Source organism: Phenylobacterium glaciei (genome assembly GCF_016772415.1).
In the GTDB taxonomy this organism is placed as follows: Bacteria; Pseudomonadota; Alphaproteobacteria; order Caulobacterales; family Caulobacteraceae; genus Phenylobacterium; species Phenylobacterium glaciei.
This window is the reverse complement of sequence record NZ_JAGSGD010000001.1, coordinates 1,282,825-1,302,926: the sequence shown is the minus strand read 5'-3', so window position 1 is coordinate 1,302,926 and position 20,102 is coordinate 1,282,825. Positions and strand designations below refer to the sequence as shown.

Sequence of the window (20,102 nt, the reverse complement as noted above, 5' to 3'; positions counted from 1 at the left end):
TCGGACCTGGATTACGGAATTGCGGAGACAGTACATTCCATGCTGGGAGGCCTGAGAGTCTGCCTTTCAATTGAATGCACTGTCACCGTAATTCCCGCTCGGCGTTGGGCGAGGAGTTTCAGCCCAGCTGAGCAACCAGGAAATCACGCAGACGCGGATCGTCGGTCAGGCCGATGGCGCGCTGAACCGCGGCCTGCCTGCCAGGCGCGCCGGCCATGCCCAGCACGTGGGCGCGCGCCACCCAATAGGGCGCGTAGCCGGCGGCCTCAAGCGGCAGTGCGTCCAGCAGCGCCACCGCAGCCGCGGGCTCGCCGGACTCGGCCAAGGCCACGGCCTGGCCGACGCGCGCGCCGAGGTTGGCGTGGTGCTGCACGAGCACGCCGTACAGCTGTGCGATGGCGCGCCAGGGTGTCTGCCCCGTGGCGCGGCGCTGCGCATGGGCCGACTGGATGGCCGCCTCGATCTGGAAGAGCCCGGGCTGGCGCAGCTTAGCGGCGGTCCACAGCGCCGCCTCGGCCTCGCGGATGAGGTCGTCCCGCCAGCCGGCCGGGTCCTGCGCCGCCAGGGGCACAAAGCGGCCCTCGGCATCGAACTGCGCGGCGCGTCGCGACTCGGCATGCAGCAGGAGGGCCAGCAGCCCCCAGGCCTCGGCCTGCCTCGGCAGCAGCTGCGCCGCCAGCCGGGCTAGGAAGAGGGCTTCCTCGCGCAGGTCGTCAGCGGGGCTGTCCAGCGCGTGCCGGCCCAGGGTGTAGGCGGCGTAGATCGCCTCCAGCACGGCGGCCAGGCGCGCCGGCAGCTCGCGGGCTTCCGGCGCTTCGAAGCGCAACCCGGCTTCGCGGATCCTCGCCTTGGCCCGCACCAGGCGCTGGGCCATCGCTGCGGGCGAGACGAGAAAGGCGCTGGCGATGACCTTGGCGTTCAGCCCCAGCACGGCCTGCAGCATCAGCGGCGCGTGGACGTTGGCCTCGATAGCCGGATGGGCGCACACGAACATCAGCTGAAGCCGTGCGTCGGGCACGGTTTGGCGCTCGGGCGCCTCGGGCTCGGCCTCGTCGAGCAGGGCGGTGACGCGCGGGTCCAGCGTCAGCCGGACGTGGCGGGCGTGGTGCAGCAGGCGGCGATGGGCCGCCGCGGCCAGCCAGGCCTCGGGCGCGTCCGGCACGCCCTGCTCGGGCCAGTGGCGCAGCGCGGCGGCAAAGGCGTCGGCCAGCGCATCCTCCGCCGCGGCGAGGTCGCGCCATTGCCAGGCCAGGCGCGCTACGAGGCGGCCATAGCTCTCACGGGCGACGCGCTCGGCCGCCGCCGCCGCGCCGTCGCTCACGCAGGCGCGTTCGTCGGCGGCGGCATAACCGGCCGCACCTCGACGCTGCCGGCCGATGCGCAGGGCGCCCGCGCGGCCCATTCCAGCGCGTCATCCAGGCTGGCCGTCTCGACGATGAAGTAGCCGCCAAGGTGCTCGTGGGTGTCGGCGAAGGGGCCGTCCTGCACCTGGCGCTTTCCGCCTTCCACGCGCACGCGGGTGGCGGTGCTCGGCGACTGCAGCCCGTTGCCGCTGACGACGATGCCACTCTCATACATGGCGCCGACGTAAGCGTTCCACGCGCCCCAGTAGGCGGGCGCGGCCGCGGGGTCGTCGCGGCGGCCGGTTTCGGCGGTCGTCTCTTTGAAGATGAGCATGTATTGCATGGGGTTCTCCTTGGGCGGCTCGCGCACCGTACGCGTTCCTAACAGGGTGATGCGCGGCGGGGCGCCCGATCGACAGCGCCGCAGAAATATTTTCGCGCCCGGCCTCAGACCGCGCAGCCGCCTGACGGCATTGCGGGCGGCTCATGTGCGACCTGCGGGACGTCCATCCCTAGAAGGCCACCCGCAGCGCGGCTCGCCCTTGCAGGCTGGTCTGTGACGCGGCCTCCCCGAAGCGCCGCCGGTCGGGGCGGGTGCTCTGGGCCACCACCCCTTCGAGCACCAGATCGATGTGGCGCCGGACGGGGGTCGACCAGGCGGCGGTCGCCGCCCAGCCGTGCTCGGCATTGTTGTCGAGAGCCTTGAAGCTGTGGTCGGAGACGGAGAACTGGTCCAGCCGCGCCGTGGCCACACCGCCGGGCAGGTCGTGAGACACCAGGACATAGACGGCGGCGAAGCCGATATCGGCCGGCGCCTGCCCATTGAACGGGACGCCCATCGCGGTCTCGCCGGTCATCGCCTGGGCGAGGATCTCGGTTCCCGGCGCGGGCGTCCAGCGGGCGGCGACCTGGACGAAGCGTGTGCGCCAGGCATACTGGCCGCGTGTCACGGTGGTGCGGTCGCCGTTGTTGTCATAGCCCAACAGGCTCACCGTCAGGGCGTCGTTGGCGGTGTAGTCGAGTTTCACATAGGCGCCGACGCGGCCGTCCACCTCGTCGACGGGGCGGGTCCTCTGGGCCTGCTTGCCGACGAACATCTTGGGCACGTCAGGCAGCGGGAAGGACCCGTTGAGGTCGGCCCTGAGGTCGTGGAGCGCCCAGCCCCGGAAGGTCAGCAGGGCGCCGGAGGTGTCATTGCCTTCGAAAGCCGCGGCCGTCAGGGCCAGGGGATGTCCGGCCACGGCGCCGCGCGCCGTCAGCTCCACGCCCGCGACCTTCACCTCCTCGGCCACCCAGCTGTTGATGGCCGACGGGGTCAAGGTGCGGCTGAGCGACCACTCCGATCCGTCGTGCTCCAGCGAGACCGGCGGGAAGAACACCCCGGCCCGGCCGGAGATCCGCACGGCGGCGCCCGGATCGGGGCGCAAGGTCAGGTAGGCCTCGCTGACGCCGGCGACGGGCGCGACGTCCGATTGCGCGTCGACCGAGACCAGGGCGCCGACGCGGGAGGTCAGGTTTCCCCGCCAGGCCACGGTGGCGGTGGCGTCGAACGCGCCATGATCACCGCCGGCCCGCAGCTTGCCCAGACCGCCCTTGATCCAAGAGGGTTCGCCCGAGGCCGCGGCCGGGCCGGCCACGATCACGCCGGAGAAGGCCTCAGGCGAAAACAGGCCCTCGGCCAGGGCATGGCCCGGCGCGAACGCCAGCAGGCCAAAGCTAAGAATTGGGAAGGGTCTCGCCATCCCCGCCTTGTAGGGCGGAGAGACTTAGGTCGGCTTAATGGGCGGCGGACATCGGAAAGGTTTGATTTGGGGAATTAATATCACGTCCCCGAATTATTCGACCCTGCTCCGCAGGGCCACCGTCGAGAGCGAGCGGGGCTACTCAAGCCCCGCTATGCGTTTCGCCAACGATTTGGCGAAACGCCGCTCTCGACCCCGCAAGGGGAGAAGGGACCCGTAGATTTTACGCTTCGGCAGCGGCGGCGGCGGCCTTGGCCTTTTCCTTGGCGGCCATCTTGGCGATGAGTTCGCGGCGCTCGGCCAGGCCGCGGTAGAGCTCCACCAGGGTGGCGGCGGCGTGCTCGTTCTTCTGGATGGCGGCCCAGTAGGCGGCGACCTTGGGGGTGTCGGGGATGGGGTTGGCGACGCCGACCGTGTCGATGACGTTCTCGATCAGGAACAGGGCCGGGACCAAGGTGCAGTCGGCCAGGGTCAGGCGGCCGCAGACCGCGAAGCCGTCCTCCCCGATATAGTGCTCCAGGGCCTTGAGGCCACGGATCACCTGGCCGGTGAGCAGGTCGACGATCCCTTGATTGCGGGTCGAGGCGCGGGCCTGACCCAGGACCATGAACATGTTGTTGAGCAGGTAGATGTCGGCGATGCGCGACACTGTGCGGATGGTGGCGGTCTCGCGGGCGGTGGCGCCCAGCAGGCGGACCTGAGGATAGACCTCCTCCAGATATTCGCTGATGACCTCGGACTCCGGGATCAGGTCGCCGCCTAGGTCGAGAACCGGGATGCGGGCCAGCGGCGAGGTCTTGTGGAACTCCCCGGTCATGAAGCCCGGCGGCAGCTCGATCTCGATGTCGGAAATGCCTTTGGCGTAGATCTGCATCCGCACCTTGGCGGAATAGGGCGAGAGGTCGCCGGAATAGAGCTTCATGCGATCATCCTGGAAATGCGCGCCGCGAACGGCTGTTTGAAATATGCGCTACAGCTAACGCCGTTTCGCCAGGGGTTCAATGCGGGTCGGTGCGCGTGTGGTCAGACCTTGGCCGGCGCGCGGTTGAGGATCTTCTCCATCGGCCTGCCCTTGGCGAGGTCGTCGATGAGTTTGTCGAGGTCGCGGATCTCGCGCATCACCGGGTCGGTGATCTCCTCAATGCGGACGCCGCAGATCAAGCCGCGGATGTCGGTCCGGGCCGGGTTGAGGGCCGAGCTTCGCCGCACAGTCCTAGGAGTCAGGCTGGCGGAGCGTTCGCCTCAGGCCCGGGTCAGCGGCTCATGAGGGCGACGACCAGGATGCCGAGGATGGCCAGGACCGTTCCAATCCCCAGCACCCAGCGGATGTGGCCGGTCTTTTGACCGCCGCTCGCGGCCTCGCTGCGAATTGTCTCGCCGTCGCCGCCGGGATTTAACTTCGGATCGTTTGCCATCCATTCGTAACGCGTCCCGGCGGAAGTCGATGCACATTGCCATGCGGGCGGCCCGACAGACGGGGAAGATGGCCCGTATCGGCCCTGGAACGCGGGGGCGTCACCCTCTACCCTACGCTGTGGCAAGCCCGGCCAAGACCGGGCGCGGGGAACATATGGACGAGACCGAAGAGCTGATCGCGCTGTGCGCGCGCGCGCTGGTCGCGCAGATGGGGGACGTGCCGGGGGTGGAGATGGCCCTGACGCGGAACGGCGTCCTGGGCCTGACCGGCGCCCCCTCCCCCGACTTCAACCGGCTGACCCTGGGGGCGGGGCCGCAGGCCGAGGACTTCCTGATCTCGTCGGTGGGCCGCGCCCGGGCGCGCGGGCTGCCGCTGGTGGTGGTGATGAGCCCGCAGGCGCAAGCCGCCCTGGCGCCGGTGGCGGCGGGGCTGGGCCTGACGGTGGCGGGGACCTCACCGCTGATGGTGCTGAGGCCTGAGACGCCGGTGACGCCGAGCCGTCCGGTGAAGATCACCCGGGCGCTGGGGGTCGAGCTGGTGGCCATCGCCGGGGACCTGGAGGCCGCCGCCTTCGACGAGCCCCGGGACGCCATCGCCCGCTATTTCGATGTCTGCCTCACCGAGACGGCCGGTGTGGAGGCCTGGATCGCCTGGGACGGCGACCTGCCCATCAGCGCCGTCACGGTGACGCCGACGGGAGACACAGCGGGGATCTCGCTGATGGCCACGCCGCCGGAGCACCAGCGCAAGGGCTGGGGTCGCGCGCTGCTGACCCAGGTGATGGCCGACTATCGCAGTCGGGGAGTGGCGCGCTTCCACCTGGGGTCCACGGAGGCGGGCCTGCGGCTGTATGAGAGCGTGGGCTTTGTGACCGTCGCCAACCTCTCGGCCTGGCTGTTGCCCGCCGAGGGCGCTCTGCCCGGGCGCGACCGAGGCGGGCCGTCCTAGGCGACGAAAATCGCGGCGCCTGTCGGAACGCTTGCCGGGGGTTCGTCCTCGGGAGACGTTCAAGAGAGACACCGCGGAGCCGCCCGATGACGCCCACCATCACCGCCTTCAAGGCCTCCCCAGACCGCGGCCGCGGCCTGGCGCGCGACATGCGCGTGCGCTGGGCGTTCGAGGAGGTGGGCCAGGCCTATGAGGTGCGGCTGGTGACCTTCGAGGAGATGAAGGCGCCGGCGCACATGGGGCTGCATCCGTTCGGACAGATCCCGACCTATGAGGCCGGCGGCCTGGCGATCTTCGAGTCCGGCGCCATCGTCTTCCAGATCGCCCAGACCCATGCGGGCCTGCTGCCGGCCGAGGCCGACGCCCGGGCGCGCGCCATCAACTGGTTGTTCGCCGCGCTCAACACCGTCGAGCCGCCGATCCTGGAGCTGCAGACCGCCCTGCTCGCTGAGCGCGACAAGCCGTGGACGCAAGAGCGCCTTCCGATGATCCATGACGCCATCCACGTGCGGCTGGGGCAGCTGTCGGCGCGGCTGGCCGACGCCGACTGGCTGGACGGGGCGTTCAGCGTCGGCGACCTGATGATGGTGTCGGTGCTGCAGCGGCTGGGCAGTTCCGGACTGGTGGCGGAATTCCCGAACCTGGCGGCCTATGTCGCCCGCGCCGAGGCGCGGCCCGCCTACCGCCGGGCGTTCGAGGCGCAATACGCGGTGTTCCTGGCCGCATCGGGCGGCTGACAGCGGGTGCAAGCTGTGGGGTGGCGGGCGACCGCGCCGGCAGGGTCGCGGACTTGGCGCCTTACCCCTGGCCTGCTAAGTTGACCAACTAACAGGTCAGGACACCCGTGTGACCAACATCAATCTCGCCGACGCCAAGGCCCATTTCAGCGAACTGATCGCCCAGGCCGAGAGCGGGGAACAGGTCACCATCACCCGGCGTGGCAAGCCCGTCGCGCGGTTGAGCGCGGTCGTGACGCCGCGCAAGCTGATCGAACTGGCGGTGCTGAAAACGCTGACTGACGCGATGCCTGTACAGGCTGAACCGGCAAGCGCGTTTGTCCGGAAGATGCGGGACCAAGACCGCTACTGATGCGCTATCTCGACACCTCGCTGCTCGTCGCCGCCCTGACGAACGAAGACGAGACAGCGCGCATGCAGGCCTGGCTCGCGGCCCAGGAGCCGGAACAGCTGACCATCAGCGACTGGGTGACGACGGAGTTTTCCGCCGCGCTGTCCATCAAGCTGCGAACCGGGCAGATCGAGGTCCACCACCGCGCTGACGCCTTGGCGATGTTCACGCAACTGGCGGCGGACTCCCTGCTGATCGCGCCCGTCTCGGCGGCGCACTTCAAGACAGCGGCGCGGTTCGCCGACCAGTATGCCTTGGGCCTTCGGGCCGGCGACGCCCTGCATCTGGCCATCGCCGTCGATCAGGGCGCGACGCTTTGCACCCTGGATCGACGGCTTGCCGAGGCCGGTCAGGCCTTGGGCCTCAAGGTCGAGCTGCTCTAGGCGTAGTTGGCCAGCGCATTGCCCGACGCGTCGCCGCAGCCGGAGCCGCCGTCGACGGGGATGATGGCGCCGTTGACGTACTTGGCCTGGTCCGAGGAGAGGAACAGGCACATGTCGGCGATCTCGTCCTTCGTGCCGTAGCGGCGCATCGGGTTGCGGCTCTTCACGCGCTCCTCGGCCTCCGGCGTCGAGGCCAGGCGGGCCATGCCCTCGGTGTCGGCGATGGGGCCGGGAGACACGGCGTTGACGCGGACGCCGCCGGGTCCCCACTCCAGCGCCAGGCACTTGGTCAGCATGTTGATCCCGGCCTTGGCGGCGCAGACATGGGCCTGGAACATCGAGGGCCGGTCGCCCTGGCCGGCGGTGATGGAGATCAGGCTGGCGCCCGGCCGGCGCAGGAACTCGAAGGAGGCGCGCAGGACGTTGAAGGTGCCGATCAGGTCGATGTCGACCACGGTCTTGAAGCCGTTGGCCGACATGCCCAGCGCCGGGGCCACGAAGTTGCCGGCCGCGCCGGAGAGCACGATGTCGATGTCCCCGAACTCGGTGTGGGTGCGCTTCAGCGCGGCCTCGACGGCGGCGTAGTCGCGGACGTCGGCGGCGATGCCGATGCAGGGCTTGCCGAAGGCCGAGACCTCCTGGGCGGCGGCGGCGATCTTTTCCTCGCTGCGGCTGATGATGACGACATTGGCGCCGGCGGCGGCGAAGCGCTTGGCGATGCCGAGGTTGATGCCGCTGGAGGCGCCGGCGACGAAGCAGGTCTTGCCGACGAGTTGAGTGTCTTGGGCCATGGGGTTTCCTCTCGATCTTGTTGGGTCGACCTTAGGGCGGGGGAATGCGGTGAGGAAGGGTGACCCGGCGTCCTCCAGGATCGTCATGGCCGGGCTTGTCCCGGCCACCCATGATCTCCGGGGTTCAGCAAGCATCCCTGGCGTCGGCCACGCGACCTGCGGCGGGGCGGAGATCATGGGTCCCCGGGACAAGCCCGGGGATGACGATCAATACTGGGATGGAAAGGTCGTGGCCGCCGCACTAGCCTGCCCTCATGGCCTGACCCCGGACATCGGCGCGGCAAGCGCCCTCCCCGCCCGCCGTTGTGGGCGCAGTCCCCTCATGCCCAGAGAGCTTCCCATGACCATCCGACGTATCGCCGCCGCTGACCTCGCGCAGGTCGCGCCCTATCCCTTCACCCTGTCCATCACCGAACCGATGACCGATCCGGGCAGGCTCGCCGAGACCTTCGCCGCCACCGGGTTCTGGACGGAAGAGGCCGGGGCGGTGGCCATCGAGGCCGACGGGCGGCTGGTGGGGACCTGCCAGTTCTATCGCGCCGCGCCCTGCATTCACGGGTTCGAGCTGGGCTACATCCTGCACGATCCCGCCGACCGGGGACGCGGCCTGGCGGCGCCGGCGGTCCGCGCGTTCTCCGACCTGCTGTTTTCCGAGCGGCCGACGATCTATCGCCAGCAGCTGATCATCGAGGCCTGGAACACGGCCTCGTGGAAGCTGGCGGAGCGCTGCGGCTTCACCCGCGAAGGGCTGTTGCGCAGTTCCGGGTTCGGGTCGGGCGATCCGGCCGACTGCCTGATCTATTCCCGCACGCGCAAGGACTGGCACGAGGAGGCGACGACGACGATGGGGGTCGCCATCTGACGTCATCCCGGCCGTAAGCGCAGCGGAGAGCCGGGACCCGGGGGCGGAGCGCTCGGCCCCTGGGTCCCGGATCGCCTATCGGCGTCCGGGATGACGGTTGGCGTTAGCCCGCCATCTGCTTCGGATCATAGAAGAAGGTCTCCGTGGCGATCTTGTCGCCGCGCCAGGTCTGCCAGGCGACTTCCTCCTGGCTGCGTTCGGGGCCCTCGTGGGGGACGAAGGTGAAGCGCCAGCGGATGGCGACGACATCGCCGTCGATGAGGGCGGGACCGAGGATCTCGGTGCGGATCTCCTTGACCCGGCCCATGGTCTTGCGCTCGCCGGCCACCAGGGCGTCGCGGCCCTGGCGGGGCGGCGCCTGGTTCTCCTGCATCCAGGCGTCCTCGAGATAGTGGTCGAGGATGGCCTGGTCGTGGGCGCCGGAGAGCACCTGGGCCACGAAGGCCTCGACGATGGCGCGGGTGGGCATGATCTCACTCCGGGGTTGCGGTGGCGGGGATGCGACATAGGTTGAGGCGCAACAACGTTCGCGCAAGACCGGAGGCCCCAGATGGCCCGCTATCAGAGCATCCTCGAAACCATCGGCCGCACGCCAGTCGTGCGGATCAACAAGCTGGGGCCGCCGGGCGTGAACCTGTGGGTCAAGGTCGAGGCCTTCAATCCCCTGGGCTCGGTGAAGGACCGCCTGGCGCTCGGCGTCATCGAGGCCGCCGAGAAGTCCGGCGCCCTGAAGCCTGGCCAGACGGTGATCGAGGCCACCAGCGGCAATACCGGCATCGGCCTGGCCATGGTCTGCGCCCAGAAGGGCTATCCCCTGGTGGTGGTGATGGCCGAGAGCTTCTCGGTGGAGCGGCGCAAGCTGATGCGGTTCCTGGGCGCCAAGGTGATCCTGACCCCGGCCGCCCTGCGCGGGACCGGCATGGTGGCCAAGGCCGTGGAGCTGGCCGCGAAACACGGCTGGTTCCTGACCCGCCAGTTCGAGAACGAAGCCAATCCGGACATGCACTCGGCCACCACGGCCCTGGAGATCCTGGAGGACTTCGAGGGCGAGACCCTGGACTACTGGGTCACCGGCTACGGCACCGGCGGCACCCTGAGGGGCGTGGCCCGGGTGCTGAAGGACAAGAGCCCGAAAACCAAGATCATCGTCTGCGAGCCGGAGGACGCCCAGCTGCTGGGCAGCGGCGCGGAGCAGGCGCGCAACCCCGACGGCACCGCGGCGGCCAGCCACCCGGCCTGGAAGCCCCACCCCATGCAGGGATGGACGCCAGACTTCATCCCCAAGCTGACCGGCGACGCCGTGGCCCTCTCGCTGATCGATCAGATCCTGCCCACCGCGGGTCCTGAATCCATGGCCATGAGCAAGAGGCTGGCCGACCAGGAGGGCATCTTCGTCGGCATCACCTCGGGCGCCACCTTCGCCGGCGCCCTGAAGATCGCGGCCACCGCGCCCAAGGGGGCCAACATCCTGTGCATGCTGCCCGACACCGGGGAGCGCTACCTCTCCACCCCGCTGTTCGCCGACGTGCCGGTGGAGATGACGCCGGACGAGCAGTCGATCTTCGATAGCACCCCCTTCGGCAAGCCGGACTAACCGGGCGTTCAGACTGGCGGCGCATCCTGGCGCCATGAGCTTTGGACGCCGCCAGGTTCCGACCTATGCGCCGCCGGTGGCGCGGGCGGTTGCGCCCTCCCCTGCCCCGAGGGCGGAGCGGATCGTTGTGCCGGATGGCGTGCTGACCGGCTCGGCCTCCGAGGAGGATGCCGAGCATGCGGCCTGGCGATCAGGCTACCGGGCCCGCCTCTGGCGCCGCTGGAGCCTGAAGCTGCTGCTGTTCGCCGGCCTCCCGGTCAGCCTGCTGGCGCCGGCGGGGACGAGCGATCTGCTGCTGTGGGGACTGCGCGCGGCGATCGTGGCTCTGCTGGTCTACCGCTGGTCCAGGGACCGTGGCGAGGCGAAGGCGACGGGGTTGCGGTAGGGGTCGAGCGCCCCATTTGTTCTTCTTTTGTTCTTGAACATTTGAGCGTTTTGCCCCATAGTTCAGGTCGAACTCAGCGGCGCTGAGCAATCGTTTCCCTGAATTGAGGTGAGGATGCTCTATGGCTGAACGACAGCCAGCGCAGCGACGCGCGGATGTATTAGACGATATCGAAGCCTGGATGGCTCAGCGGAACGCTGACGCCCGGCAACTGGCCCAGGACGCCGAGGCTGCCGGGCGTGAGGCCTGGGAACGGGCCACCAAGACCGGCCAGAAGCTCGCCGCGACGCGGCCCAGCGATGTGCTGGCGCTTGGCGCTAACCTTCTGAAGCAAGGCAAGTCGCCGGCGCAGCAAGGGCGCGCAGCGCCAATGCCAATCAGGAAGCCGACGCCGACTAGCACGGCTGCCAAGGACTCCGGCCTGCTGGACTACGCCGGGCAGACCGCCGTTAGGTTGGTCGCCCAACCGGTGGGTCAAGTCGCCGGGGTATTCCGAGGCGCTCGAAATACAGTCCGTGACCTTGGTGACAGCGCCGTCTTTGGAGCCCGCCTCCTCAATCCGGCCGATTCCTTCACCTCGCCCCCTGGGGAGGCCGCATGGAATGACGTGCTCGACGCCGGTGGGCGAGCCGCGGGTTATCTGCGCGCCGGCATCTCGAACCCCCGTGGCGTCGTCGATGAAGCCGCTGCGGCTTACCGACAGGCTCAGATCAACCTCGATCCGTCCGCAACCCCGAAGGCCGACACGATCGGCGGGGAGTGGAAGCGCAACTACGAGATCGGAAAGAACCAAGGCGAACTGGCGTTCGACGTTGGATCAACCCTGTACGGCGGCGCGGTTGCTAAGGAATTCGCAGGCCTAGGCCATCTGTCGAAAGAGGCGCAGGTAGCCAAGCGCCTCAAGCAAGGCTTCGATCCAATCCAAGCCGCTTATCTAGCTGAGCCCTACGAGGGCATGGGGCATCACTACGTCAAGCGAAGCTTCACACTCCCGGAAAAGTACCGGTCCGTTCCGCTGCCCAAAGCCATTGTCGGCAAGAAGCCGCCGGAATGGTTCATTGAAAGCCCGTTCAACGTGCTGAAACCCCGAAACATCAGCAGAGGTGACTTCTACGAGCTCCACTTCCAGGTCGATCCTCAGTTTTACGGTGCAAGGTTGCCCAAATTTGAACCCACAGGTGGCTGGCGGGGCAATGATCTTGGGCTTGAGAAATATGATGGCCTGGAGCGCGCATGGTACGGCGCGCCGGCCCCTTTGAAGGCCGCAGCCGGAAGCGCGGGACTTGGCGCTGCCGCCGTTACCTATGATGGTTTTGACCAGGAGAACCGGCGATGAGAATCCTGCCGCTGGCGGAGTTCACAAGCGACTTTCCTGAGGATGGGGTCGAGGACAAGGATGGCGTCCTGCAGTTCGGTGGGCGAGCCGTCACGGAAACGATCGTCGACATACTGAAGGGTTTTGGCTTCCGGGTTTCGCCACCAGAGTTTGACGAACACGGCTGGGGGTTTGATTTCTGGGCGTCCGAGCGCCGGTTCTGGTGTCAGGTGACGGCGTTGGACACTTTTCTCCTTAGCTGTGAAGACCTGTCCCGGACCCTGACGGAAAAGTTCTTCAAGCGGCCACCAAACGCCATCTACATCGATGTTATGACCCGATTGGGCGAGGCGCTGGGACACCATCCACGCTTTCACCAAGTCAGGTGGTCCGCCGACGACTCACTCAGGTCGCCGCGGGCCGCATCACCGGTGCAGTTCGACGACTAGGGCGTCCCGCGAAGCTGCATGTCCTTGGCCAGGGCCACCCCCACTTTTGATCGTCATGGCCGGGCTTGTCCCGGCCACCCAGGATCTCCGAGGTTCAGCAAGCGCCCATGGCGACCGCCGTGCGACCTGCGGCGAGGCGGAGATCATGGGTCCCCGGGACAAGCCCGGGGAGGACGGGAGTGGGTGTGCTGGTTCGAAAGCTAAAATCCGGATCGCCCAATACTCCGCTCACCCCGGCGACCGCTCTTCGGCGCCGCGGTCCCCGGGGACGTCGCGGGGCGCGATCTGCGACAACGAGACGGACCCCTGCCAGGGGCTTTATGGATCAAGGACTTAACCGCCAGCCCGGCGGAAAGTTACTTATAATTCATGCGATTAGCGCCCCGAAACCGCCGCCTTACGGCGTTTTAACTAGGTTGCGGCCGGCGTCTCGCACACATGCTGGCGCCGTTGGAGGGACCCGATGTCACTGGCCTTGGCCACGCTCATCTATGAATGGCGCCGGTACATGGCCGCCGTGATCGCGCTGGCCTTTTCGGGCCTGCTGATCCTGGCCCAGGTCGGCATGTTCACGGGCATCGTGCGGGCGGCGACCGCCACCATCGACCGCTCTCGCGCCGACCTGATGATCATGCCGGCCAAGTCCGAGAGCCTGATCAATTCCGGCCCCTCCAGCCTGCCGCGCCGCATCGGACCGCAGGCCTATCTGAACCCCGCCGTCCTGCAGGTGGCCAGCTTCGACGGCGGCGGCGGCCGCTGGACCAACCACGCCAAGGGCAAGACCAAGCAGATCACCACCTTCGTGCAGGTCAACATGGTCGACACCGAGCCGGGCGCGCTCACCCTGCCCGTCGACTATCCGGAGAGCGTGCGGGTGGCCCTGCTGGAGCCCAACGCGGTGGCCGTCGACCGCTCGGCGCTGGGCCGCCTCGGCGTGAAGCTGGGAGACCAGGCCAGTCTGAACGGCAAGACCGTCTGGGTTCGGGGCCTGCTGGACGGCTATCCCGACATCAACCAGGCCTCGGTGGTGGTCTCTCGCGACACCCTGCGGCGCCTCGGCATGCTGGAGAAGGGCGACAAGACCGGGCCACTGATGGTGCGGATCGCCGACCCCGCCCAGGCCGAACTGGTGCGCGACCAGATGAACGCGGTCTCCAAGGGGACCTACCGCGTCTGGACGCGGGCGGAGCTGGCCAAGGCCAATGAGGGCGCCCTGCTGAAGGAGCAGATCATCGGCATCTTCCTGGGCTTCTCGGTGTTCCTGGGCTTCCTGATCGGGGTGGGGATCACCTCCCAGACCCTGCGGGGCGCGATCCTGGCCAATATCAAGGAGTTCGCCAGCCTCCGCGCGCTGGGGGTCTCCATGGGCTCGCTGCGGCTGATCGTGGTGGAGCTGTCGTTCTGGGTCGGCGTCGTCGGCCTGGGGGCCACGGCCCTGTTCACCACCGGGGTCTATTTCCTGGCCAAGGGCGCGGGCCTGCCCATGGGCTTCCCCATCAATGCGGTGATCGGCGTGGCGATCCTGCTGATGGCGATCTCCATGGCCTCGGGCCTGATGGCCATGGGTATCCTCAAGAAGAGCCAACCTGCGGACCTGCTGCGATGAGCCAGACCTCCGGCGTTCCCGGCGCCCATGCCCTGGTGGCCAAGGGCCTGACCAAGCGGTTCAAGACCGGCCGCACCCATATCGAGGTGCTGAAGGCCGTCGACTTCGACGCCCTGCACGGCGACGTGACCATGGTCATGGGGCCATCAGGCTCGGGCAAGTCGACCCTGGTGGCGACGCTCTCGGGTCTGTTGAAGCCCGACGAGGGGTCGGTGAGCGCCATGGGCGAGGACCTGTGGGGCCTGAGCCCCGGCAAGATCGACCGGTTCCGGCTGGACCACTGCGGCTTCATCTTCCAGGGCTTCAACCTGTTCGGGGCCTTGAGCGCCCTGCAGCAGGTGGCCATCATCCTGAAGTACAAGGGCTTTTCCCCCGCAGAGGCCCGCGCGCGCGCCGAGATCGCGCTGGGCGAAGTGGGCATGACCAACCGCATGCACCAGCGGCCCTCGGAGCTGTCGGGCGGCGAGAAGCAGCGGGTGGCCATTGCGCGCGCCCTGGCCAAGGAGCCGCACCTGCTGTTCGCCGACGAGCCCACCAGCGCGCTCGACGGCGAGAACGGCCAGATCGTCATCCAGCTGCTGCAGCGGGCGGCCAAGAGCCATGGGGCCGCGGTGATCTGCGTCACCCACGACCCGCGGCTGGAGGCCTATGCCGACCGCATCATCCACATCGAGGACGGCCGTATCCTGGACGACCGGCGCACGACGCCGGCGCCCGGCGGCGCCAAAACCCCTGAGCTCATCGGAGCCTAAGACCATGTTCGCCTTCCTCCGCCGCCACGTCGTCTGGCTGATCGTCATCGTCCTCGCCGTGGCGGTGGGCGGGGCCGTGGTGATGAACGGCAAGGCCAAGGCCCAGAAGGCCGCCGCCGAGAAGCTGGCCGCCGCCAAGGCCCCAAAGAGCCCCTTCGTGGCCATCGCCAACGGCAAGGCCGACGTCGAGGGCGGCATGATCCAGGTGGCCGCGCGCCGCGCCGGCATCGTGCGCGAGGTGCTGGTGAGCGAGGGCGACCGGGTCACCAAGGGCCAGGTCCTGGCCCGCCAGGAGGACGACGAACCGCGCCTGGCCGCGGCCCAAGCCGCCGCCGCCGTGCGTCAGGCCCAGGCCCAGATGGCGATGACCCAGGTGCAGCTCTCCACCGCTCAGCGCGAACGCGCCCGCCTGCAGGGCCTGGTGGCCACCAACTTCGTGGCCGGCCAGCGCCTGGACCAGGCGCAGGACAAGATCCGCGAGGCCCAGGCCACCCTCGAGGCGCAGCGCGCCAGCATCGCCACGGCCCAGGCGGCCCTGGCCCAGGCGCAGTACAACCGCGAACTGACCATCATCCGCGCGCCGGCCGACGGCCGCATCGCCCGGCGCTACGCCAATCCCGGCGCCGGGGCCTCGACCCTGAACGTCTCGACCATGTTCGACCTGGAGCCGACCGCGCCGCACATCGTCCGCGCCGAGATCGCCGAGGGGGCCCTGCCCTATGTCAGCATCGGCCAGGCCGTGCAGATCGCCCCCGAGAGCGACCCCACCAAGACCTATCGCGGCACGGTGCTGCGCCAGGCCGCGGTGTTCGGCGCCCGCAAACTGGTCTCCGACGACCCCAGCGAACGCACCGACGACCGGGTGGTGGAGGTGGTGGTCTCAGCCCAGGACGCGCCGTTCCTCATCGGCCAGCGGGTGCTGGTGAAGTTCCTGCGCGGGACGGAAGTGGCGGCGAGGTAGGCGCGGGCGGTCTTGGCATATGTCATGGCATAGGCTAATGTTCGGCCATGACTGTTCATCGCCACGTCAAGCTGTTCAAGAACGGCCGTAACCAGGCCGTCCGCATTCCCCGTGAGTTCGAATTGCCTGGCGAAGACGCCATCATGCACAGGGAGGGAGACCGACTGATCATCGAAGCCGCAGCGCCGAAATCGCTGTTGGCCGTGCTCGCGGGATTGTCGGCTCTGGATGAAAACTTCCCCGAGATCGCCGACCCGATCCCGGACGCTGTTGATCTCTGATGCGGCATCTGCTGGACACCAACATCCTCTCCGATCTTGTGCGCAATCCTCAGGGACGGATCGCTTCACGGATCGTCGAAGTCGGCGAGAACGCCGTCTGCACCAGCGTGATCGTCGCGGCCGAACTTCGATTTGGAGCCGCCAAGAAGGGGTCAGAGCGCCTGACCGCGCAACTCGAAGCCGTCCTAAGCGCCCTCGAGATCCTGCCATTTGAAGCGCCTGCCGATAGAGCCTACGGCGAATTGCGCGCGCGCCTTGAAGCGGCGGGAACCCCGATCGGCGGCAACGACATGCTGATCGCCGCCCACGCAATTTCGTCGGGCCACATCGTCGTCACCGACAACGAACGCGAATTCGGCCGGGTCGCCGGCTTGCAGGTTCTGAACTGGCTTCGTTGACGGCCGGCCCTAGAACCTCTGCGCGCCGTCGAGGCGGATGGTGGTGCCGTTGAGGAAGTCGTTCTCGCAGATCTGGGCGGCCAGCTGGGCGTATTCGTCGGGGTCGCCCATGCGGTGGGGGTTGGGGACCATGGGGCCCCACTTGGCCTGGGCCTCCTCGTCGGTCATGCGGGCGGAATAGGCGAGCGTCAGGAAGGTGCCGGGCGCGATGGCCATGGCCCGCACGCCGATCGGCGCCAGGTCGCGGGCGATGGTCAGGGTCATGCCGATGATGCCGCCCTTGGCCGCCGAATAGGCCGCCTGGCCCGGCTGGCCCTCGTAGCCGGCGATGGAGGCGGTGTTGATCACCACGCCGCGCTGATTGGAGGCGAGCGGCGCGTTCTTGGCCATGGCCTCGGCGGCCTGGCTGGTGACCGCAAAGGCGCTGTTGAGATAGACCCCGACCGTGTGGGCGAAGTGGGCCAGCGGGATGCGCTTGCCCTCGCGGTTGACGGTGCGGGCCGCGCCGGTGGCGCCCGGCGGCGGGGGCCCGCCATGCACCACCACGGCGGCGCGCAGGGGGGCGAGATCCACGGCCGCCTGGACGGCCCGGGCGATGGACTCCTCGTCCATGATGTCGGTGCGCACATAGACAGAGCCGGCGCCCAGCTCTTTCGCAAGAGCCTCGCCGCGCTCGTCGGCCACGTCGGCGATGACCACCTTCATGCCCCGCTGGGCGAGACGGCGCGCCGTGGCGCTGCCGAAGCCGCCGGCGCCGCCGGTGACCAGGGCCGAGGCGTTGGTGAGATCCATGGTGTTTCCCCGTGTCGCGTGGCCGGAGGTCGGCCGCTTTCGCGCCATCCTGTCGGCGTCCCGGCGAGAATGCGAGGCTGTCGTTGCGGCAAGCGCCGCCCAACATAAGCAGAGGGGGCGCTACTCGAACCGGCGGGCCAGCTGTTGCAGGGACTTCGTCGACACGCTTGGCAAGCCAAGGCCCGGGGCCAGGCGGTGGCGACGGCCGCTTGACCTGCCTTCGCCCGCGCCGCACAAACCGCGCGAAATTCTGACCCTGTTTCTGGAGAGACTTCCATGGCGGATATCCGCTTCGACGGCAAAGTGGCGATCGTCACCGGTGCGGGCGGCGGCCTGGGCAAGCAGCACGCGCTGGAGCTGGCGCGGCGCGGGGCCAAGGTTGTGGTCAACGACCTGGGCGGCTCGATGGACGGTTCGGGCGGCTCCTCGGCCGCCGCCGACGCCGTGGTCGAGGAGATCAAGGCCATGGGGGGTGAAGCCATCGCCAACGGGGGCTCGGTCACCGACGACGCCGGCGTGGCCCACATGGTCAAGCAGACCATGGACCAGTGGGGCCGCATCGACGTGCTGATCGCCAACGCCGGCATCCTGCGCGACAAGAGCTTCGCCAAGATGACCATGGAAGACTTCGAGCTGGTGGTGAACGTCCACCTGATGGGCACGGTCAAGCCGACCAAGGCCGTCTGGGACATCATGCGCGAGCAGAACTACGGCCGCATCGTCGTGACGACCTCATCGTCGGGCATGTACGGCAACTTCGGCCAGTCCAACTATGGCGCGGCCAAGCTGGGCATCATCGGGTTCATGAACACGATCCGGCTTGAGGGCCAGAAGAACAACATCCACATCAACGCCATCAGCCCGGTCGCCGCCACGCGCATGACCGAGAACCTGATGCCCGCCGAAATCCTGGAAAAGCTGAAGCCGGAATACGTGACCCCGGGCGTCGTCTACCTGGCCTCGGAAGAGGCCCCCACCGGCGCGATCCTGACCGCCGGCGCCGGCGCCTTCGCGCTGACCCGCCTCTATGAAACCGAGGGCGTCTACCTCGGCGAGGGCGGCCTGTCGGTGGAAGAGGTCCGCGACAACTGGGCCAAGATCTCCGACCCGGCCGGCCAGCAGGCCTATCTGAACGGCGGCGAGCAGAGCGGGAAGTTCTTCCGCAAGATGCAAGGCGGCTAGAGCCCATCCGCGTCACGATGGATCATCGTGACGGGAGACGATGGGCTCCAGATAAAGCCTGCGACCCTGGTCATCCCGGCTGACTTGATTCAAGTCAGCCGGGACAGGGTCTAGGTCCGAGGCTTCCTTTGGACCTGATCAGGGCGGTCCGCGCGGGCCGCCCTTTTCAAGGCGCGATTTTCGCTTGCCCCGGCCGGCGCAATCACGCCTAACCTTGTCCCAAACACGCCCCGCGAGAGGCGCGATGTGGGATGAGAAGGACTTCATGAGCGACTCCATGGTGGCCCGCGCCCGGCGCCTGCCCCTTTCGACGGCCATCGCCTTCGCCGCCACCAGCCTGCCGCTCTCGGCCGTCGCGATCGCCATCTCCGTCTATCTTCCGCGCCACTATGCCAGCCACCTCGGCATCGACCTGGCCCTGGTGGGCGCGGCCTTCTTCATTGTCCGCATGATCGACATTCCGGTGGACGGTCTATTGGGCTGGGCCATGGACAAGACCCGCACCCGATGGGGGCGCTACCGGGTCTGGACCCTGCTGGGCGCGCCGATCTTGATGGCGGGTATCTATTTCCTGTTCCTGCCGCCCGAGAGCGCGACGCGAAACTATCTGATCGCCTGGCTGTTGATCATGTATCTGGGCAACTCGATCCTGGCCCTGTCCCACGCGGCCTGGGCCTCGACCCTGGCGCCTCACTATGATGACCGATCGCGCCTGTTCGGGATCATCACCGGGCTGGGCGTCCTGGGAGCCGCGGCCATCCTGGCGATCCCCATCATCAATGACGCGCGCCAGGCCTCCGATGCCGGCAATGTCGAAACCATGGGCTGGTTCATATTCGCTCTGATTCCGCTGGCGGTGGCGGCGGTCGTCTGGAGGACGCCGGAAAAGATCGCCCCGGAGATCGAGGGACACTCGTTCCGCCTGCGGGACTACGGCGCCCTGATCACCCGACCCTCCTTCGCCCGGATCCTGCTGGCCGACCTCTGCCTGGCCCTCGGGCCCGGCTGGATGAGCGCGCTCTATCTGTTCTTCTTCACCGACAGCCGGGGCTTCACCACCGGCCAGGCGAGCATTCTGCTGGCGGTCTACATCCTGGCGGGCTTCGCCGGCGCGCCCCTGATGGGGCGGCTGGCCACCAAGATCAGCAAACACCGCGCGGTAATGGTGGCCACGACGGTCTATTCGCTGGTGCTGATCTCGCTGATGGCGATCCCGCAGGGGAACATGCTGATTGGCGCCATCCCCATGTTCATGGCCGGCTTCATGGCCGCCGGGTTCAATGTCCTGACCCGGGCCATGACCGCCGATGTCGCCGACGAGGTTCGTCTTGAGCAGGGCAAGGAGCGATCGGGCCTGTTGTTCGCCATGACCGTGATGACCGCCAAGATCGCCGGGGCGGTCTCCATCGGCCTGACCTTCTTTGTCCTCGATAAGGTGGGCTATCTGGCGAAGGAGGGGGCGGCCAACACCCCCGAGGCGATCCAACACCTGGAGCTTGCCTATCTGATCGGGCCCGTGACCTTCGTGATGTTGGGGGGCGCCTGCATGATCGGCTACAAGCTGGGCGCGGAACGCCACGCCGAAATCCGACGGGACCTGGACGCGCGCGACGCCCTCTATGACTCCGCCCCGATCCTGGAGAGCGTCACCGGCGAGGCCGCCAATGTCAGCCTGAGCAAGGATTGAGCCGGTCGGACGATAATCTGGCCCCAGCATCGCGAAACAGCTTGCCTGCACATAGGTGATCGCGCGTAACCTGACCGCCTGCTTCA

The 20,102-nt window shown here is 68.1% G+C and carries 25 protein-coding genes; 16 read left to right on the top strand and 9 right to left on the bottom strand.

The annotated features are described in order from the left end of the window. Positions 1-118: 118 nt before the first annotated feature. The 6 genes from JKL49_RS06265 to JKL49_RS06240 form a co-directional block, all read right to left on the bottom strand. Positions 119-1,402, bottom strand: a complete 1,284-nt coding sequence (locus JKL49_RS06265) for an RNA polymerase sigma factor (RefSeq protein WP_215339061.1) — start codon at positions 1,400-1,402, stop codon at positions 119-121. Continuing rightward, the gene (locus JKL49_RS06260; protein ID WP_215339059.1) at positions 1,318-1,686 is read right to left on the bottom strand and encodes a YciI family protein; all 369 of its coding nucleotides are present in this window, start codon (positions 1,684-1,686) and stop codon (positions 1,318-1,320) included. Before JKL49_RS06260 ends, JKL49_RS06265 begins: the two co-directional genes overlap by 85 nt. Before the next feature lie 169 nt (positions 1,687-1,855). Next, positions 1,856-3,085 carry a hypothetical protein gene (locus JKL49_RS06255; RefSeq protein WP_215339057.1) on the bottom strand — a complete coding sequence of 410 codons (1,230 nt, stop codon included), beginning with the start codon at positions 3,083-3,085 and terminating at the stop codon, positions 1,856-1,858. A gap of 223 nt (positions 3,086-3,308) precedes the next feature. Further along, positions 3,309-4,007 carry a glutathione S-transferase family protein gene (locus JKL49_RS06250; RefSeq protein WP_215339055.1) on the bottom strand — a complete coding sequence of 233 codons (699 nt, stop codon included), beginning with the start codon at positions 4,005-4,007 and terminating at the stop codon, positions 3,309-3,311. A gap of 101 nt (positions 4,008-4,108) precedes the next feature. Next, positions 4,109-4,294, bottom strand: coding sequence for a DUF2200 family protein (locus tag JKL49_RS06245; RefSeq protein ID WP_347340359.1), 186 nt, complete (start codon positions 4,292-4,294; stop codon positions 4,109-4,111). Positions 4,295-4,338: 44 nt separating this feature from the next. Further along, positions 4,339-4,500 (bottom strand): hypothetical protein, encoded by a 162-nt coding sequence (locus JKL49_RS06240; protein WP_215339053.1) that lies wholly within the window; start codon positions 4,498-4,500, stop codon positions 4,339-4,341. A 155-nt stretch (positions 4,501-4,655) separates the two neighbouring features. On the opposite strand from JKL49_RS06240, the gene JKL49_RS06235 reads away from it, so the two are divergent. The 4 genes from JKL49_RS06235 to JKL49_RS06220 all read left to right on the top strand — a co-directional run bounded on the left by JKL49_RS06235 (position 4,656) and on the right by JKL49_RS06220 (position 6,961). Further along, positions 4,656-5,450, top strand: coding sequence for a GNAT family N-acetyltransferase (locus JKL49_RS06235; RefSeq protein ID WP_215339051.1), 795 nt, complete (start codon positions 4,656-4,658; stop codon positions 5,448-5,450). An 86-nt stretch (positions 5,451-5,536) separates the two neighbouring features. Further along, positions 5,537-6,187, top strand: a complete 651-nt coding sequence (locus JKL49_RS06230) for a glutathione S-transferase family protein (protein WP_215339050.1) — start codon at positions 5,537-5,539, stop codon at positions 6,185-6,187. Positions 6,188-6,296: 109 nt separating this feature from the next. Further along, positions 6,297-6,539, top strand: coding sequence for a type II toxin-antitoxin system Phd/YefM family antitoxin (locus tag JKL49_RS06225; protein WP_215339049.1), 243 nt, complete (start codon positions 6,297-6,299; stop codon positions 6,537-6,539). Continuing rightward, entirely contained in the window at positions 6,539-6,961 is a 423-nt protein-coding gene (locus JKL49_RS06220) for a type II toxin-antitoxin system VapC family toxin (protein ID WP_215339048.1), read from the top strand. The genes JKL49_RS06225 and JKL49_RS06220 overlap by 1 nt, the downstream gene beginning before the upstream one ends. On the opposite strand, the gene JKL49_RS06215 is transcribed toward JKL49_RS06220, so the two are convergent. Next, positions 6,958-7,752 carry an SDR family oxidoreductase gene (locus JKL49_RS06215; protein WP_215339047.1) on the bottom strand — a complete coding sequence of 265 codons (795 nt, stop codon included), beginning with the start codon at positions 7,750-7,752 and terminating at the stop codon, positions 6,958-6,960. The genes JKL49_RS06220 and JKL49_RS06215 overlap by 4 nt on opposite strands. Before the next feature lie 340 nt (positions 7,753-8,092). On the opposite strand from JKL49_RS06215, the gene JKL49_RS06210 reads away from it, so the two are divergent. Further along, positions 8,093-8,614, top strand: coding sequence for a GNAT family N-acetyltransferase (locus tag JKL49_RS06210; protein WP_215339046.1), 522 nt, complete (start codon positions 8,093-8,095; stop codon positions 8,612-8,614). Positions 8,615-8,717: 103 nt separating this feature from the next. Here the strand turns inward: JKL49_RS06210 and JKL49_RS06205 are convergent, their stop codons facing one another. Continuing rightward, entirely contained in the window at positions 8,718-9,083 is a 366-nt protein-coding gene (locus tag JKL49_RS06205) for a nuclear transport factor 2 family protein (protein WP_215339045.1), read from the bottom strand. Between the two features lie 81 nt (positions 9,084-9,164). On the opposite strand from JKL49_RS06205, the gene cysK reads away from it, so the two are divergent. The 9 genes from cysK (at position 9,165) to JKL49_RS06160 (ending at position 16,355) form a co-directional block, all read left to right on the top strand. Beyond that, positions 9,165-10,208, top strand: a complete 1,044-nt coding sequence (gene cysK / locus JKL49_RS06200) for a cysteine synthase A (protein ID WP_215339044.1) — start codon at positions 9,165-9,167, stop codon at positions 10,206-10,208. A gap of 34 nt (positions 10,209-10,242) precedes the next feature. Next, positions 10,243-10,593 carry a hypothetical protein gene (locus JKL49_RS06195; protein WP_215339043.1) on the top strand — a complete coding sequence of 117 codons (351 nt, stop codon included), beginning with the start codon at positions 10,243-10,245 and terminating at the stop codon, positions 10,591-10,593. 121 nt (positions 10,594-10,714) lie between these two features. Then, on the top strand, positions 10,715-11,929 hold the full coding sequence (locus JKL49_RS06190) for a hypothetical protein (RefSeq protein WP_215339041.1): 1,215 nt from the start codon (positions 10,715-10,717) through the stop codon (positions 11,927-11,929). Further along, positions 11,926-12,357, top strand: coding sequence for a hypothetical protein (locus JKL49_RS06185; RefSeq protein WP_215339039.1), 432 nt, complete (start codon positions 11,926-11,928; stop codon positions 12,355-12,357). Before JKL49_RS06190 ends, JKL49_RS06185 begins: the two co-directional genes overlap by 4 nt. Before the next feature lie 463 nt (positions 12,358-12,820). Next, positions 12,821-13,963 carry an ABC transporter permease gene (locus JKL49_RS06180; RefSeq protein WP_215339037.1) on the top strand — a complete coding sequence of 381 codons (1,143 nt, stop codon included), beginning with the start codon at positions 12,821-12,823 and terminating at the stop codon, positions 13,961-13,963. Further along, positions 13,960-14,715 carry an ABC transporter ATP-binding protein gene (locus tag JKL49_RS06175; RefSeq protein WP_215339035.1) on the top strand — a complete coding sequence of 252 codons (756 nt, stop codon included), beginning with the start codon at positions 13,960-13,962 and terminating at the stop codon, positions 14,713-14,715. The genes JKL49_RS06180 and JKL49_RS06175 overlap by 4 nt, the downstream gene beginning before the upstream one ends. Before the next feature lie 4 nt (positions 14,716-14,719). After that, positions 14,720-15,676, top strand: a complete 957-nt coding sequence (locus JKL49_RS06170; RefSeq protein WP_215339034.1) for an HlyD family secretion protein — start codon at positions 14,720-14,722, stop codon at positions 15,674-15,676. A 47-nt stretch (positions 15,677-15,723) separates the two neighbouring features. After that, positions 15,724-15,957 carry an antitoxin gene (locus tag JKL49_RS06165; protein WP_215339032.1) on the top strand — a complete coding sequence of 78 codons (234 nt, stop codon included), beginning with the start codon at positions 15,724-15,726 and terminating at the stop codon, positions 15,955-15,957. Next, positions 15,957-16,355 carry a type II toxin-antitoxin system VapC family toxin gene (locus tag JKL49_RS06160; RefSeq protein ID WP_215339030.1) on the top strand — a complete coding sequence of 133 codons (399 nt, stop codon included), beginning with the start codon at positions 15,957-15,959 and terminating at the stop codon, positions 16,353-16,355. Before JKL49_RS06165 ends, JKL49_RS06160 begins: the two co-directional genes overlap by 1 nt. Positions 16,356-16,364: 9 nt before the next feature. Here JKL49_RS06160 and JKL49_RS06155 read toward each other — a convergent pair whose 3' ends face one another. Beyond that, positions 16,365-17,147, bottom strand: coding sequence for an SDR family NAD(P)-dependent oxidoreductase (locus JKL49_RS06155; protein WP_215339028.1), 783 nt, complete (start codon positions 17,145-17,147; stop codon positions 16,365-16,367). Positions 17,148-17,423: 276 nt separating this feature from the next. On the opposite strand from JKL49_RS06155, the gene JKL49_RS06150 reads away from it, so the two are divergent. Next, positions 17,424-18,329 (top strand): SDR family NAD(P)-dependent oxidoreductase, encoded by a 906-nt coding sequence (locus tag JKL49_RS06150; protein ID WP_215339026.1) that lies wholly within the window; start codon positions 17,424-17,426, stop codon positions 18,327-18,329. A 265-nt stretch (positions 18,330-18,594) separates the two neighbouring features. Further along, positions 18,595-20,016 (top strand): MFS transporter, encoded by a 1,422-nt coding sequence (locus tag JKL49_RS06145; protein WP_215339024.1) that lies wholly within the window; start codon positions 18,595-18,597, stop codon positions 20,014-20,016. The last annotated feature ends 86 nt before the right edge of the window (positions 20,017-20,102 follow it).

Bases quoted from the DNA above. Each gene is read 5' to 3' on its own strand.
- JKL49_RS06165 (WP_215339032.1), top strand. From the start codon at position 15,724: ATGACTGTTCATCGCCACGTCAAGCTGTTCAAGAACGGCCGTAACCAG.
- JKL49_RS06230 (WP_215339050.1), top strand. From the start codon at position 5,537: ATGACGCCCACCATCACCGCCTTCAAGGCCTCCCCAGACCGCGGCCGC.
- JKL49_RS06160 (WP_215339030.1), top strand. From the start codon at position 15,957: ATGCGGCATCTGCTGGACACCAACATCCTCTCCGATCTTGTGCGCAAT.
- JKL49_RS06265 (WP_215339061.1), bottom strand. From the start codon at position 1,402: ATGGGCCGCGCGGGCGCCCTGCGCATCGGCCGGCAGCGTCGAGGTGCG.
- JKL49_RS06210 (WP_215339046.1), top strand. From the start codon at position 8,093: ATGACCATCCGACGTATCGCCGCCGCTGACCTCGCGCAGGTCGCGCCC.
- JKL49_RS06175 (WP_215339035.1), top strand. From the start codon at position 13,960: ATGAGCCAGACCTCCGGCGTTCCCGGCGCCCATGCCCTGGTGGCCAAG.
- JKL49_RS06235 (WP_215339051.1), top strand. From the start codon at position 4,656: ATGGACGAGACCGAAGAGCTGATCGCGCTGTGCGCGCGCGCGCTGGTC.
- JKL49_RS06190 (WP_215339041.1), top strand. From the start codon at position 10,715: ATGGCTGAACGACAGCCAGCGCAGCGACGCGCGGATGTATTAGACGAT.
- JKL49_RS06240 (WP_215339053.1), bottom strand. From the start codon at position 4,500: ATGGCAAACGATCCGAAGTTAAATCCCGGCGGCGACGGCGAGACAATT.
- JKL49_RS06255 (WP_215339057.1), bottom strand. From the start codon at position 3,085: ATGGCGAGACCCTTCCCAATTCTTAGCTTTGGCCTGCTGGCGTTCGCG.
- JKL49_RS06180 (WP_215339037.1), top strand. From the start codon at position 12,821: ATGTCACTGGCCTTGGCCACGCTCATCTATGAATGGCGCCGGTACATG.
- JKL49_RS06155 (WP_215339028.1), bottom strand. From the start codon at position 17,147: ATGGATCTCACCAACGCCTCGGCCCTGGTCACCGGCGGCGCCGGCGGC.
- JKL49_RS06205 (WP_215339045.1), bottom strand. From the start codon at position 9,083: ATGCCCACCCGCGCCATCGTCGAGGCCTTCGTGGCCCAGGTGCTCTCC.
- JKL49_RS06220 (WP_215339048.1), top strand. From the start codon at position 6,539: ATGCGCTATCTCGACACCTCGCTGCTCGTCGCCGCCCTGACGAACGAA.
- JKL49_RS06250 (WP_215339055.1), bottom strand. From the start codon at position 4,007: ATGAAGCTCTATTCCGGCGACCTCTCGCCCTATTCCGCCAAGGTGCGG.
- JKL49_RS06150 (WP_215339026.1), top strand. From the start codon at position 17,424: ATGGCGGATATCCGCTTCGACGGCAAAGTGGCGATCGTCACCGGTGCG.
- JKL49_RS06185 (WP_215339039.1), top strand. From the start codon at position 11,926: ATGAGAATCCTGCCGCTGGCGGAGTTCACAAGCGACTTTCCTGAGGAT.
- JKL49_RS06195 (WP_215339043.1), top strand. From the start codon at position 10,243: ATGAGCTTTGGACGCCGCCAGGTTCCGACCTATGCGCCGCCGGTGGCG.
- JKL49_RS06260 (WP_215339059.1), bottom strand. From the start codon at position 1,686: ATGCAATACATGCTCATCTTCAAAGAGACGACCGCCGAAACCGGCCGC.
- JKL49_RS06145 (WP_215339024.1), top strand. From the start codon at position 18,595: ATGAGCGACTCCATGGTGGCCCGCGCCCGGCGCCTGCCCCTTTCGACG.
- JKL49_RS06215 (WP_215339047.1), bottom strand. From the start codon at position 7,752: ATGGCCCAAGACACTCAACTCGTCGGCAAGACCTGCTTCGTCGCCGGC.
- cysK (WP_215339044.1), top strand. From the start codon at position 9,165: ATGGCCCGCTATCAGAGCATCCTCGAAACCATCGGCCGCACGCCAGTC.
- JKL49_RS06170 (WP_215339034.1), top strand. From the start codon at position 14,720: ATGTTCGCCTTCCTCCGCCGCCACGTCGTCTGGCTGATCGTCATCGTC.